Source organism: Bradyrhizobium sp. CCGUVB4N, assembly GCF_024199945.1.
Taxonomy (GTDB): domain Bacteria; phylum Pseudomonadota; class Alphaproteobacteria; order Rhizobiales; family Xanthobacteraceae; genus Bradyrhizobium.
Window position 1 is genome coordinate 1,773,125 of record NZ_JANADP010000001.1, and the last position, 14,138, is coordinate 1,787,262.

Genomic DNA, 14,138 nt, shown 5'->3' on the forward strand with positions numbered 1-14,138 from the left:
CCTCAGACCTTTTGCATGTTCCACATCGCCATGGAGGACGTTGGCATGGCAATCAGATTGGTGAGGTTCTTGCGCCGCGCGCTTGGCACGAAGACCTGGCCCAACAACGCCATGCCGGCGAAGTCCCAGTACTCGCGCTGCATCGAGCGGGCGAGCGCCTTACGCTCTTCAGTTGTTTCGACATCAGCCCATTTGGCCCGAAGCACCTCATATTCGTCGTTCTTCGGCCAGCCATACCAACCCTTCTCACCATTCGCAGCAAGGATTGATCCACCGATGGGATCGCTGAAGCCGTAGTTAGCCCAATAGGTGATGAAGATGCTCCAGCCGCCATTGTCCACGGGCCCCTTGTTCGCCCGGCGCGCGGCGAGCCCGCCCCACTCGCCCGGCGCTAGTTCAGCATTAACACCGACCTTCCGCAGCGTGGCCGCAAGAAGTTGCGCCGCATTATCGACCGCCGGCCAGTTCGTAGGATCAAGAATAACGACCTTCTCGCCGGCATAACCAGCCTCCTTAAAGAGCTGCCTTGCCTTTTCCAGATCACCGCCCTTTTTAAACCATCCCGTATTTTCGGCGTTTGTATAGAGCGTATCATTTCCAAAAAGAGAAGTGACGGGGCGATTGTATTTTGGGGCAGGATTAATGACGCGCAAGAACGCCTCTTGATCCACAAGGTGGAGCATCGCTTGGCGCGCTTTCACGTTGTCGAATGGCTTCTGTAGCCAATTCATGCGCAGTACGTAGTTGGTCCCCGACGTGTTGAGAACTTGCAGCTCCAGGTTAGGATCGCTCTCGAGCGTGGGGAGTAGATTCGCGGGTGGCGAATACAAGAAATCGACCTCACCCGCTTGCAGCGCCCCGAAAGCAGTTTGCGGATCAGGGATGTTGTCCCAGACGACACGATCGAGCTTAACGGTTTTGCCGCCAGCAAATCCGTCGGGCGCTTCGCTGCGCGCCAGGTAATTTTCGTTGCGATCGTACGTGAAGTTCGCTCCAGGTTTGGCAAGAGCATTGTTGAACCTGAACGGGCCCGATCCGATATTCTCAGTCACCTGCTCGGTTGCCGGGCGATTTGCATCCTTCTCACGCATAACAGACAGGTATAGGCTTGATAGACATCCCCCTAGCAGGTCGATCAGGAGGTTGAGCGGCGCGTTCAGCGCGATCGTGAAGGTTCTCTCGTCCTTCTTTGAAATATCCTTGGCCCGCGCCATGATCAACTGTCCACCAGTGTCGACTTGAGCCCAGCGGCGGATCGAGGCGACACAGTCCGCCGCAGTAACGGCCGTGCCGTCGTGCCAAGTCAGGCCATCCCGGAGTTCGAACGTATAGGTCTTCTTGTCGTCAGAAACGCCCCATTTTCCTACCATCTGCGGCCGAGTCACAAGCTTGGAGTCGGGCGCAAACAGAGTGTCATAGATCATCATGGCATGACTTTGGGTCGTGGCGGTCGTCGAATAGACCGGATCGAAGATACGCAGACTATCCATCACCATGCGAGCCGTCCTCCCGGCGCTAGGCGCCGTCTGCGCCCGGAGCAGGGACGGCATCGCGATCGTGGTACCGGCGGCTACACCCAACTTGACGAGATTGCGTCGCGAGATTTTCATGTTGTTCCCCTCTTCAGTTAGTTGCGCGGTCGATCCGCGCCGTTTTTGGGACTTCCATCGGGCACACCGAGGAGCCGCCAACGATTAGGTCAGGCCGCTCTTCCCGGCCGATCTGGGTCGCGTTGGCAAGCATGGGGCAGTTCATCTACCGTGCCCATCTCGTGAATGGGCGTCCTCAGCTTCGGCAGTAGATCAGCTCCCAAGATCAAACGGCCGGCATGGCTCGTTCGACTAGCCTCGTCCAATACGAGCAGCCGAAGGGAATCGCCTCGTCGTTGAAATCGAACTTTGGATGATGGACGCTCGCGCTGTCACCATTCCCGATGTAAATGAATGCGCCAGGACGCGCGTTCAGCATAAATGAGAAATCCTCGTTGCCGAGCTCTGGCAGAGCATTCCGATTAACGCGCCGCTCGTCTACCACTTCGGCAGCAGCGTCGGCCGCGAAGGACGTCTCCGCTTCGGAGTTGCGAGTGATGGGAACTCCTCGTTCGTAGGTGAGCACGGCTTTTGCGTCATGAGCATTGGCCGTGTGCTCAACGATGCGCTTCATCTGAGCCTCGATCAGATCCTGTACGCCGGCATCGAACGTGCGGACGGTGCCCTTGATTTGGACCGTTTGTGGAATAATGTTGGTAGCGTCCGTAGACGTATGAAACGACGCCACCGAGACTACGGCCGATTCCAGTGCAGGGACGGACCGCGATACGATCGACTGGAGCGCGACGACCATCTGCGCTCCAATGAGCGTCGTGTCGACGCAATTGTGAGGATAGGCCGCGTGCCCTCCCCGACCTTCGATGTCAATTGTGAACCCATCCCCCGCCGCCAGGAAAGCACCGGGACGGATCGCGAACTCGCCGACCGGCACGCCCGGCACATTGTGCATTCCGTAAACCTCTTGGATGCCGAAGCGCTCCATCATCCCGTCATCGACCATTGCACGCGCTCCATAGCCACCTTCTTCGGCCGGCTGGAAGATAACGACCGCCGTGCCATTGAAATTGCGCGTTTCGCAGAGATATTTTGCTGCCCCGAGAAGCATTGCGGTGTGACCATCATGCCCGCACGCGTGCATCCGGCCCGGGACTTTGGACGCATACGGCAGGCCCGTCGCCTCGAGGATGGGAAGCGCATCCATATCGGCGCGCAGACCGATGACACGTCCTGAGCGGGTCTGCCTGCCCCTGATCACACCAACCACCCCGGTCTTGCCGATTCCGGTTGCGAGCTCGTCAACGCCAAACTCTGTAAGCTTCTCAGCAACTAATCGAGCCGTCCGCTGGACGTCGTAGCCGAGCTCGGGATTGGCGTGGATATCGCGGCGCCATGCCGCAATATCCACGTGGAGATCGGCGAACCGGTTCACAATTGGCATGTCGTATTGTTTCCTCCCGGCACTTGGTTTACGCGACCTAGCTAGGAGCCGGATTGTTCATGTCGCAGGCAGTTATTGCCCAACCTTACCGCTGAATTTCACCAATATGGATGGTGATCGGGCCGGAATACTGCGCGCCCCCCGGGGAGGGTTGAAGGTTTCACGAGCGAACAGACGATCCGGCCTCTATGACTATAAGTCGCTTGTTGTCCGCTCTTGACGTGCGCTTCTCCGATGAAGGCTTTGCTCGCAATAGCAGCACGGGAATACCTGATTGCCTCGCAACGGTGGATGATCCCTCGTTGCCGATCTGAAATAGGCGGTCTCTAACAAGCAAAGGAAGCGACATTGAACCTTATGAGAGGCGGAAAATCTTTTCCGGATTCATAATGTTTTTCGGAACGAGCGCGCGCTTGATTCTTCGCCGAGCTCGGTCACCGAGCGGTAGTGTGCCAACTCGTCAATTTTTCGATGCCGATGCCATGTTCCACGAAGATCGAGCCTCCCACGGAGGTGACGAGATCGTTCACGACTCGCGTGATCGCGACAGAATAGCGGCGTCCAACATTTGGAGATTCTCCGCAAGGCCGGCGCCGTGTCCCCACAATACTCGGCAGATCAAAGACCAAAAAGTTGACCGCGACGATGAAACGGCGCGCTTTGAAGGTCCGAAAATCTGAGCGTCCCTCGTCTTCCTGAGAGCGATTACACATCGCCTCGATTCAGAAGCGGAACCGCCAAATACGGGAATCGCGCTTGTTCTGCGAAGCGATCTGCCACGAAAAGCCTGCAGCCACTGGATCGCTGTGCCTGCAGGCGGGCGGCAATTATCGTGATATCGCGTTCCGAATCAAATCTCGAATAGCTCGCGCGGCAATTTCGTGAAAGGTTCGCCGCCAGCGTCGGTAACGCGAAACGTTTCGCTGATCACATAGCCGACATCTTCATCGATCCAGTTTCCAAGCATGAGGTGAAAAGTCATGTTTGGCTTCAGGATGGTCATATCACCTTCCTTCAGGCTGGCCGTCGGTTCGGTCCAATCAATCCCGACGGCGTAGCCACACCGCGACTCCTTCTCAAAACCATGCTTTTTTAGCGTGGTGTTGAAAGCCACCGCGACATCGCTACAGGTCTTTCCGGTCTTGGCAGCAGCAAGTGCCGCTTCCAGGCCAGCAACCTCTCCTTCATGCAGCCGTCGTATACGGTCTGACGGCTTGCCAATTGACATCGTGCGCATCAGCGGGGATGTATAGCCGTGGCGCACGCCGCTAAATTCAAGGTTGATCTGTGAACCCTGTTGGAAGACGTCCTCGGTCCAGCGAATGTGACACGTAGACGTGCGAGGCGTAGCGCACAGAAAAAAGCTCGAGATATCGGTGCCGGGCTTTCCGTTAGCGCCGCGTACCAGCGTCGCAACGATCTCCGCGGACGCATCGGCTTCGCGCACGCCGGCCCGAATAACTTCCCTCGCCTTGAGCATTCCGGCGTCGGAAATGGCGGCGGCTTCGCGCATCATCGCAATTTCCAGGTCCGATTTCACGCCTCGAACCCAGGTAACAGCGTTGGTGCAATCGACAATTTTCGCTTCGGCCGCTCGTGACTTAAACTTCTCAACGGTCAGGGCCGGTAAAAGCTTCGCTTCAAGGCCGATTCCCTTGCGGCCAAGCCGCTTGTCCAGAATAAAGTCGATTATCGCATCATATCCGTCCCGATCAGGGTTAGCGATCAGAGCTTCCGGGTAGCCAATCACGCGACTGCGATCAATAAACATCTGGTGGAGTGCCGCTGGCCCGTCCATGCGCCGCGTAATGAAGGTCGGCTCTTCATCCGTTAAGGAGACGACCAGGCCTTGAGGCACGTATCCGGACTTTGACGTGTACCCCGAAAGGTACGTAATGTTGGCTGGCGACGTGACCACCAGCACTTCGACCTGGCGTCGTTCTATCTCAGACTTAACGGCAGTCAATCTTCGTAGATACTCAGAGCGGGGAAACGCCTGGGAACCTTTTGGCATTGTCATGGTCTTAACTCCTTCCGTGAAATGCTGGGTTCTTCTGTTGTGCTCTCGATTAGACCAGTGCGCGCACACCCGGTTTGTTGCGGTGGATCGGAGCGACTTGCCTTTCGCGGCGACTGGCCAACTTCAAACTCTACAACTGGAACGCTAGCAAGACGCCGATCCGACACGCGAGCGGCTTAAGCAGGGTACGATCCATCATCGACTTGCGGATCGCCTTGTGGCTCGGGTCGAACACCGCTTACGAATTCAGCATTTCCAAGCAAAATCGAACCGTCAGCTCAGTTGTCGGAACAAGCAGGTCGTCTGACGCTCCGAATGTTGGCGTGTGCACGCCGGACTCGTTTCCCGGTTCCTGGCTGCCAAACCAGAAATAGATCGAAGGCACGCAGGCGGAATAGAAACCGAAATCGTCAGCGCCGCCGCCGGCGGTTGGCGACTTTTTGTCCGAAAATTTCCCATCGCCCGCCGTCTCGATGACCAGTCGCCGAAAGCGTTCAACCATCACAGCATCGTTGATGACAGGCGGCTCGCCGAATCTGTGGGAAAATTCTGCTTTCCCTCGATGCATGGCGGCGACGCCTTCTGCTATTTCGCGAACGCGCTGAACCAAGAGCGTTCTTCGCTCTGCACTGCTTGTTCTGATTGTCCCGGTCATGGTCACGGAGGGACAAATGATGTTTGTAGCCTCGCCACCAGCGATAGTGCCAATGGTGATGATCGCGCCATCGTCGAACGGCATTTCTCGAGACACGACTTTTTGGACCTCGTTGATAAACGCACCTGCCATCGCAATTGCGTCCACCCCGGCATGTGGCCTAGCACCGTGAGCCATGATCCCGATGAGCTTGAGCGCGAATTGATCGGCCGATTTGGTCACCGCGCCTGCTCGTGCGCCGTACATTCCAGCGGGCAAATCAGTCTTGACGTGGAAGCCCACGGCGCCATCGAACCCTGTGAGCAACCCCTCTTCAACTACCGAACGGCCACCGAGTGGCTCAGCCTCCTCAGCAGGCTGGAAAAACACGCGAAGCTTGCCAGAAAAACGCTCGCGCATCCGATGGAATGCGAGCGCGGTGCCCAAAGCGATCGACGTATGCATATCGTGACCACAGGCGTGCATCACGCCCGGGACTTGCGACCGATAGGGCAGATCTTCCCGCGTTTCCTGGATCGGCAACGCATCGATGTCGCCGCGCACAGCGACGGCACGCCGCGGCCCGTGCGCCAAGCCTTCGATGTCGACGTAAAGGCCGGTTTTGTGAAACGTTTTCGCGCCCGTTAGTCCAAATCTTTCCAGGGTTTCGCGGAGCCGTTGCTGAGTTTTCCATTCATTGTTGGAAAGCTCGGGCTCGCGATGCATGGCATGACGCATCTCGATTATGGCCCCCTGTTCGGCATCGGAAAGCAAGTTATTTGCGATTGCGTTCATTCTCATCTCGCACCGAGTCGAGTCGAAGCTTGAGTCCTAAGATAGCAGATCGAGACCGACGGAAACCGTCGAGCTGCTGGCCACCCAGCGCAGCAATACTGCAAGATTTTTCCGGACGCGCACATTCGCGGTGGCGGCTAGTCTTAGATCAATGCTTCTCCGATGGTCATGTTCGTCCAGGGGACCCAGAAGGGCCCCCGAAATCGAAGAATCGAGGACCCAAGCGTTGATTCGAGGCGATCCCGCTAGGGTTGGAATTACCAGCCTATTAGCTCCTTGGCCTTCCTCTCTCCGAGAGGTGCGCTCTGCTCCATGAAGGCCTTCCTGTCAATCGGCCTCTTCAATGCCACCCGCTCGCGAGAATTGAGAAGGATATCAGTCGCGAGTTCTCCGAGCGCCACGTCCGTAGTCGGCCCGAAGCGGAGCGCTTTCGGCACGGAAAGGATGCCTTGATCAGAAAGAAGCTGGTTGATGTAAGCTGGAGCGGCCTCCTTGTTGCGACATCCTCGCACGAAGTTCGTGGAGGAGGTGACGGCGTAAATGCCCTCTCGAGCGACAACCGTTTCCAACGGCGTTCCCGATTTCCGCGCCTCGTACGCCTGGCCATTCCCCAAGGTACCTGCCTGCGCCTCGCCCTGTGTAAAGGCCTGGAGCTGGTGACCGAGCTAGTAGCTTGTCACAGTGATTGTGACTCTTTGGACGTTGCGGGATAGGCGCGGCCCATTTTGGCGCGGGCTTTTTCGGTCGTGAACATCCATTTGATGCGGGCGCCAGCGGCATTTCGTTGTTTCTCCCATGCGGCGATTTCGCGGCGGAGCCAGTTTGGGTCGTCGATCCTGCGGTCGAGGCACTGACCGCGGAGCACGCCGATCTCGATCTCGACCATGTTGAGCCAACTGGCGTGCTTTGGGGTGTAGTGGAACTCCAGGCGGCGCAGAATTCGCCGGGCTTCGTCAGGCGCGAATGCCTCATAGAGGGAGCCTACGGAGTGGGTCGACAGATTGTCCTGCACGACGCGGATGCACCCGGCGTCGGGATAATGAACATCGACGAGTTCGCGCATGCACTGGGCGTAATCTTCTGCCGCCCGTCGCTCTGTGACTTTGACTTTGCGCCATGGCCGATGCACGTCGATGCAGACGAAGAGATTGACGGTGCCGTTGCGGCGATACTCGCAATCGTAACGTTCGAGTTGGCCCGGCTCGGCGGGGATCGGCTCGCGAACCTCGCCGATGAGCTGGACCGGGCTCTCGTCGAAGCAGACCACCGGCCGGTCGGGATCAGGCGCCTCGGCATATAGGTCGAGCACGTCTTCCATGCGGGCGACATATTCGCCATCGACCTTTGGAATGCACCACATATCCTTGCGCCACGGCTTGAGGCCGTTTTCGGCCAGCCGCCGGCGCACCGTCTCGCCCGACAGGCTCTCGTGGTCGGTGAGCCTGACCATGGCGTCGGCCAAAAGCTCCAGCGTCCAGCGGGCGCGACCCTCGGGAGGGGTTGCGCAAGCCGTTGCCACCAGCAGGGCTTCCTCCTTGCCGGTGAGCTTGCGCTCCGCGCCTGGACGCGGATCCTCGCTCAGCGCCCGCTCCAGATTGCCTTCCACGAAGCGCCGTTTGGTCCGGTACACGGTGGAACCGCCCACCGCCACGGCGCGGGCAATCTCTTCATCGCTGCGGCCGGCATCGGCCGCCAGCAATATCTGGGCGCGCTTGAGCTTGCGGGCAGCCCGCTTGCCCTTGCTCAACATCGCGGTGAGTTCACAGCGTTCGGCTTGGCTCAATTCGACCCGATAACGTACATTCATCGCGACCTCCTTGTCGGAGGACCGGACGAATCGACAAATGAATCGAAAATCAGGCGCCGCTCGCAGCCTCAGCCCTCAAGGCTTCACCGAAAAGCAGGGCCAGTACCTGGCCTTCATCTACACCTACGCGCACATGTTCCGACGCCCGCCCGCCGAGACCGACATGCAGCGCCACTTTCAAGTCAGCCCGCCTTCGGTCCACCAGATGATCGTGACCCTCGAACGAAATGGTCTCATCCGGCGCCAACCCGGCGTCGCTCGAAGCATCCAAATCCTCGTGGCTCCGAAAGACCTGCCCATCCTGAACTGGCTCGGAATCAACCAGTCATAATCAGTGTGACGAGGTACTAGTACGCGGCGCTTTGTTAAGAACGAAATTCTCGCACGAATATCTCTTCAAGATCTAGCGGCGATGGGAGAGTTCCTTGAACCGGTTGTCTTGCGAGAACACATGGTCTTGCAGGAGCCAAAAAAGCAGCTTGACCACGTTTATTTCGTAGAATCAGGTCTCGTCTCGCTGAGGATCGTTGCGGCGGGAGCCATTCTTGAAACAGCAGTGATCGGGAATCGCGGGGCGGTCGGCGCTTCACTGCTAGTGGGAGGGCATCTGCCAACGCACCAGTGTGTTGTGCTCGTCCCCGGGAGCGCTCACAGGATTCGTGTCGAGGATTTGCGGCGCGTGATGCGCGAGCGCTCCGGAATCCGAGAAAATGTTTCTGCATTCGTTCAGGCACTGAGCATGCATTGCGCTCAGACAGGACTATGCGGCGTTCGACACGATCGCGAAAAGCGGCTCGCGTGCTGGCTCTGTCTGGCGAGTGATGCTCTTGCGTCAGATGTGCTGCCAGTTACGCACGACTACCTCTCATCCCTCCTAGGCTTGCGCCGCCCTGGGGTTACGCAGACACTAATCCGGTTCGAAGAACAAGGTTTGATTCACAAGACGCGGGGCTTGTTGCGTATTGAGGAGCGGGCGCTCTTCGAACAAAAAGCGTGCAGTTGTTACAAGCTTATCTCAGGAGCCTATCTCTCAAATGAGCCGGCTTTTTGCCCCGTGGATCTTGCGGGCTAGCACAGGCTGCTTTGGACTGCGGCGACATTAGATCAAGGGTACGTGTTCGGGAGCAACACCCGACCGGTCATCATCTCCTGCGTTATCGAATGCGGCATCGAGTCATCGCAATTCACGAGTTGCAACTCTGGCTGCTGCCTACGCGAAGCAGGAAATCCGTACCGAGCCCCTTCGTCCGGCACTCCAAAGGGCGCAACGAGTTGAACGCTTCGAATCGTCGGGCATAAGTTTGCCGGGCGGCCGCGTGGATCAGCGGGATCATCCTGTCCATCGGAAAGGCCGCCTGGACGCCCTCCGCGTCGCGGTCAATGTTACCCGTTGTCTGTATCCCCGCCCTGATCGCCAACTCAATCTCGATGCGCCTCCGGAGGCTGATTTGGCCGGCAGCTACTTTTGGAAACGCGCTTGTTGGTGAGAGCGCGGGGGTTGCTCGGCACCGCCCTCCTGATCAGCTCGAACTAAGCGGCGCTATCGCAACAGTTCAACCGCGAGATACCATGTCGTGTCGCCGCCAGTTCGCGGGATGCTTGCAAATCATGGACGATCATTGATCTTCTTCATAATTGGGCCAACGTCATCCATCTCGATCAATCTGAGAACCGTAAGTATCCCTATCCCCGAAGGGCTGGGCTCGACACGGCGGTCTACATGATATGGCGGGCATCCCACAGCTGCTTGCTCTGGGTACATCGAGGGATAGGTGAATTGTGGGCGCAATGAGCGGGAAGTGGCTCACAATGGCCAGACGTCGATGAAAGTAGCGGACCTTGGATGCCGGGAGATCCATTTCACCCATCCTGGTCGCGTACCGCCGATACTCATCATTGATACAAGGAACTAAGCTGAAAATATCGGAATGAAGACAATTTTCCGCTTCACTAGCTGGTTGCCGTTTACCTTCCACCGCATGGCACAGTCATGGAAGCGCCGATGATGGAGGCGAGGTTCAACCAGGTCGAGCCGTACGCCTAGCTCGCTGATATTTTCTGCCGCATCAACGGCCACGAGGTCCAAAAACTGGATCAACATTGCTATGGGCTGGACTGGAGAGCGCGGTCAAGCTGCAGCATGACTGTAGCCGTTATCGACTACTTCGCTAACCCGCGGCTCGCACGACGGATTACCACACGGGCGTGCATCCTTTTTGTCTAGAGCCAGAGTACAGCTCTCTTTCAAGGGCTGCGCCTTCGTGAAGCTCCACATGAAATGAAGGAAAGTCGGCGCAAAGCGCAAGGTGCGCCGATGCGCGTCTGAAAAGGCGATCGTGCCAAGCACATGCGTTACCAATGCGAAGTGCTAGCGTTCGCAGCGCTTATTCTCGGCATGGCTCCCGGATTTTTGCCTGTTAGAACAGCAGCAGTCGAGCAGCGCGCTAGAGGAGTGGGGTTCACTCATCCCGGCGCGTCGCATCATGGCCCGCAGCTAGCGCAGTGAGTCGCCGCTTCTCTCAGAGTCTGGCATGTTCTCCACACTCGGAATTAGTGGCGCTGGTTGGAGACACATGATCAGCCGAAATCTAAGGCGCGTTTTTACGTACAGATCGTACGCTCGTTCGCGCAACAAGTACAAATCGTACGGTTATGACGCGCTCAGAACACGTTGCCCCAGAGCGCTCGCGCGTCCGTTCGTTTCGTACGAAGTTTTCGCGCCGTCAATCAACACAGTGTGTCATCGTAATTGGGCGAGCGGCGGAATGGTCCGTGCCGCGACGTCGCTGGTGCGATCTATCAGTTGGCGTTCGAGGAAGGCCCTTCAGGTCGTGAATGATTGGGGGCGAAGGTGGCTAGTCTCTTGAAGGGGGGAGCAGCCGCTGAAAAATTTGGAGGTCTCTTATGAAGATGGCGAAGCGCCTTTTTCTAGGTTCGGCGGCGGGTCTTATCGCAGTGAGTGGGGCACAAGCAGCTGATCTGCCTGTGAAGGCGAAAGCGATCGAGTATGTGAAGATCTGTTCGCTCTATGGTGCGGGATTCTACTATGTTCCCGGCACCGACACCTGCATCAAATTCGGCGGATATGTGCGCGCCGAAGCCACGCTTAATACGACCGCTCATTACAGTCCGCCGGACCAGGGGCTCGGGGCTGCTCACAATCGCCTGAGCGACTATTACAGCTCTCGGTCTCGTATGGACTTGACCGTCGATACGCGCACTGCCACCGAATACGGCGTGGTTCGTACGTTCGCCGAAGTGGTGTGGACCTATACGGGCGGCACCTATAGCGGTGCCGGCAATGGCGGGACGACGTACTCGTCGGCAGTCGGTGCCCAGCCCTCTCAGGGCACTCCCGGCCTCTACTATGCCTTCATCCAGTTCGCTGGCTTCACTTTCGGTCGAGCGACGTCCCAGTTCAGTACCCCTTGGGCTGAGTATCCGGCGAACTCTTTCGAACTGCCGGGCGCCGCTGGTTGGGACCCCATCAACCAGGTCGCCTATACCTATGATCTCGGGCAAGGCGTCTCGGCCTCGTTCGCACTCGAGGATGGTGTTGCGCATAACCAACTCGCTCTGTGGAACGTGAGCGGAGCGACAGCTGCCGGAATGGCGGCCGGTGTGTGGGGAGCCAACGACTTCGGCGGCTCGCGAGCACCGGACCTCGTCGCGTCAGTGACTGCTGACCAGGCCTGGGGCTACTTCAAAGCCTCAGCCGCTGCGCACAATAACCATGCGGCCTACTACGGCGCCACGGAGCCCACTGGTGCTCCGAGCGATAAGTGGGGCTGGGCTGGCCAGCTGGCATTGTCGATCAAGAACATCCCGACAGGGGCTGGTGATACGATCAACATGTCGGCGGTGTATACGAATGGTGCAAGCCGCTACAACTTCCACGACTACGGCAATGCGCCAAGCTTCGCGATGTACGGAAGCTCGGGCCTTCCGGGTGCCTACCAGAGCGTCGGAATCGCCGGCGTGTCTGACGCCGTCTTTGTCGCTGGGGCCGGCCAGGAACTGACCACGACCTATGGCTTCGCCGGTGGCTACACCCACAACTGGAATCCGCAGTGGAACACCAGCCTCTTCGGCGCGTATTCCGCTGTTCGCTACAACAATACTGCCAAAGGCTACATCTGTAGCGGATTGGTGGCGAACCTCGCGCTCTCGACGGGGCTTGCAGGCTGCAACCCTGACTTCAACTACTCCGTTATCGGAACTGGAACGCGTTGGACTCCAGTCAAGAACCTGACCTTCACCGCCGAACTTGCCTACACGATGCTTGACGTGAAGCATGCGAGCGGCAGCACGGTGACGTTGCCGGTACAGACATCAATTGCCAAGCCGGCGGGCGTGTATGAACTGAAGGACCAGAATGCCCTTACGCTTCTGCTCCGTGCTCAGCGCAATTTCTGATTTGATCGCAACCCAGCGGAAGGAGAACAAAGCGGCTCAATAACTGAGTGTTACCTCCAAGAAGGCCTCTGGCATGCCCGCCGGAGGCCTTCTCATTATGTCGAGTAGGAACTCGTAGGTTCGTCCTGCTTTGCCGCGCCAGAGCGGCTCAAATGCGGATTCAATCTGAACTCATACGCCGGCCCGCTCTGTTACGTAGTTGAATCGTCTGTCGCTTGAGGTCGATGGAGAATGACGTGCGTGTGATCGCGGATGCTGTGATCAAGCTCTCAAGAGAGTAACCTTGTTGAGGCCGCGGATCGCCGTAATGCGCGGGTACGGCAGCAAAGCGGCCTTGCGGGCCGGCCGATCTCCTCGATGCAAGCTAATCCGGGGCGTCGATGGCGTAGGTTTCACGCTGCCATCGCCTCTGGTTATGATGCGGCGCATGTGACTAACCGCCACTTCGTGCAGGTCTCGATGAAGTCCCGACGGTTCTCAGAGAGCGGGCGAACAGCGCGGTGGACAATTCGTGGGTTGGGCCCACCAGCGGCCTGATAGGATAACTGTCGATCTCACCTCCCTGCTACAGCACCCCAGGAAAGGCGCCGCCGTCGAGGAGGATGTTTTGTCCTGTGATGAAGCCGGCCTTTTCTCCGCATAAGAATGCGCAGAACAGGCCAAATTCCTCGGGGTCGCCGATTCGGCCCGCGGCGATGCTCTCGCTGTATTCGGCAATCAGTTCATCGATCGATATTCCGCGCTTGTCGGCATCTGCTTGGGCGTCCGGTTCGCGCAGCCGATTCGTGTCGAACACACCTGGCAACAGACTGTTTATCGTAACATTGTTGACCACGGTCTTACGCGCAAGCCCCGCGATGAATCCGGTCAGCCCGGCACGTGCTCCATTGGAGAGTCCTCGTGATGTCGGCGCCTTCACCGCCGAGGAGGTGATGTTGACGATGCGGCCGGATTTGCGGGCCATCATACCGTCGACCGTCCTTTTGATCAGCTCGATAGGTGTGAGCATGTTGGCGTCGATCGCCCTGATCCAGTCGTCCCGAGCCCAGTTTCGAAAATCTCCACTCGGCGGTCCATTCGCATTGTTGATCAGAATGTCAGGCTCCGGACATGCGTTCAGCACTGCATCACGGCCTTCAGGGGTTGTGATATCGCCGACGATTTCCGTTACCATGCATCCGGATTGGCCTTGCGGATGTCACTTGCCGTTTTGCTGAGCGCCTCCGCGCCGCGCGCCGTGAGCGTGACATGCACGCCCTCATTTGCCAGAGCAATGGCGCAAGCCCGGCCCAATCCCTTGGAGGAAGCGCACACGATAGCACGACGGCCTCTGATTCTAAGATCCATTATTCTGCTTCCGCTACAGGTCCATCTCCGCCAAAAACTTTAACAGGGGGCCGGAAGCCAAATTTCGCAAATCCGGTGCTTCTATTGACGAAATTCCGTCGCTTGTTTGAAGAATGCGCAGCTTTCTTTAT

At 57.9% G+C, this 14,138-nt stretch carries 9 protein-coding genes and 1 pseudogene; 3 read left to right on the top strand and 7 right to left on the bottom strand.

Going from position 1 to position 14,138, the window contains the following annotated elements; translation table 11 throughout:
• Positions 1-2 precede the first annotated feature (2 nt).
• The 6 genes from NLM31_RS08005 to NLM31_RS08030 form a co-directional block, all read right to left on the bottom strand.
• Positions 3-1,610 (bottom strand): ABC transporter substrate-binding protein, encoded by a 1,608-nt coding sequence (locus tag NLM31_RS08005; protein WP_254191966.1) that lies wholly within the window; start codon positions 1,608-1,610, stop codon positions 3-5.
• Between the two features lie 205 nt (positions 1,611-1,815).
• Positions 1,816-2,988 carry a M20 aminoacylase family protein gene (locus NLM31_RS08010; protein WP_254191967.1) on the bottom strand — a complete coding sequence of 391 codons (1,173 nt, stop codon included), beginning with the start codon at positions 2,986-2,988 and terminating at the stop codon, positions 1,816-1,818.
• Between the two features lie 850 nt (positions 2,989-3,838).
• Positions 3,839-5,008 carry a Xaa-Pro peptidase family protein gene (locus tag NLM31_RS08015; RefSeq protein ID WP_254191968.1) on the bottom strand — a complete coding sequence of 390 codons (1,170 nt, stop codon included), beginning with the start codon at positions 5,006-5,008 and terminating at the stop codon, positions 3,839-3,841.
• Between the two features lie 238 nt (positions 5,009-5,246).
• Positions 5,247-6,437 carry a M20 family metallopeptidase gene (locus NLM31_RS08020; RefSeq protein ID WP_254191969.1) on the bottom strand — a complete coding sequence of 397 codons (1,191 nt, stop codon included), beginning with the start codon at positions 6,435-6,437 and terminating at the stop codon, positions 5,247-5,249.
• Between the two features lie 257 nt (positions 6,438-6,694).
• On the bottom strand, positions 6,695-7,006 hold the full coding sequence (locus NLM31_RS08025; protein WP_254191970.1) for a hypothetical protein: 312 nt from the start codon (positions 7,004-7,006) through the stop codon (positions 6,695-6,697).
• 107 nt (positions 7,007-7,113) lie between these two features.
• Positions 7,114-8,244 (bottom strand): IS630 family transposase, encoded by a 1,131-nt coding sequence (locus tag NLM31_RS08030; protein ID WP_254191295.1) that lies wholly within the window; start codon positions 8,242-8,244, stop codon positions 7,114-7,116.
• 37 nt (positions 8,245-8,281) lie between these two features.
• Here NLM31_RS08030 and NLM31_RS08035 point away from each other — a divergent pair, with 37 nt between their 5' ends.
• From NLM31_RS08035 to NLM31_RS08045, 3 genes are all read left to right on the top strand, one after another.
• Positions 8,282-8,575, top strand: coding sequence for a LexA family transcriptional regulator (locus NLM31_RS08035; protein ID WP_254128687.1), 294 nt, complete (start codon positions 8,282-8,284; stop codon positions 8,573-8,575).
• Between the two features lie 408 nt (positions 8,576-8,983).
• Complete coding sequence (locus tag NLM31_RS08040; protein WP_254196152.1) at positions 8,984-9,316, top strand: Crp/Fnr family transcriptional regulator; 333 nt, start codon at positions 8,984-8,986, stop codon at positions 9,314-9,316.
• A gap of 1,832 nt (positions 9,317-11,148) precedes the next feature.
• Positions 11,149-12,660, top strand: a complete 1,512-nt coding sequence (locus NLM31_RS08045; RefSeq protein ID WP_254191971.1) for a porin — start codon at positions 11,149-11,151, stop codon at positions 12,658-12,660.
• A gap of 565 nt (positions 12,661-13,225) precedes the next feature.
• Here NLM31_RS08045 and NLM31_RS08050 read toward each other — a convergent pair.
• Positions 13,226-14,007, bottom strand: a pseudogene (locus tag NLM31_RS08050) (SDR family oxidoreductase).
• Positions 14,008-14,138: the final 131 nt, after the last annotated feature.

Bases quoted from the DNA above. Each gene is read 5' to 3' on its own strand.
- NLM31_RS08015 (WP_254191968.1), bottom strand. From the start codon at position 5,008: ATGACAATGCCAAAAGGTTCCCAGGCGTTTCCCCGCTCTGAGTATCTA.
- NLM31_RS08045 (WP_254191971.1), top strand. From the start codon at position 11,149: ATGAAGATGGCGAAGCGCCTTTTTCTAGGTTCGGCGGCGGGTCTTATC.
- NLM31_RS08010 (WP_254191967.1), bottom strand. From the start codon at position 2,988: ATGCCAATTGTGAACCGGTTCGCCGATCTCCACGTGGATATTGCGGCA.
- NLM31_RS08040 (WP_254196152.1), top strand. From the start codon at position 8,984: ATGCATTGCGCTCAGACAGGACTATGCGGCGTTCGACACGATCGCGAA.
- NLM31_RS08030 (WP_254191295.1), bottom strand. From the start codon at position 8,244: ATGAATGTACGTTATCGGGTCGAATTGAGCCAAGCCGAACGCTGTGAA.
- NLM31_RS08005 (WP_254191966.1), bottom strand. From the start codon at position 1,610: ATGAAAATCTCGCGACGCAATCTCGTCAAGTTGGGTGTAGCCGCCGGT.
- NLM31_RS08035 (WP_254128687.1), top strand. From the start codon at position 8,282: ATGAATCGAAAATCAGGCGCCGCTCGCAGCCTCAGCCCTCAAGGCTTC.
- NLM31_RS08020 (WP_254191969.1), bottom strand. From the start codon at position 6,437: ATGAACGCAATCGCAAATAACTTGCTTTCCGATGCCGAACAGGGGGCC.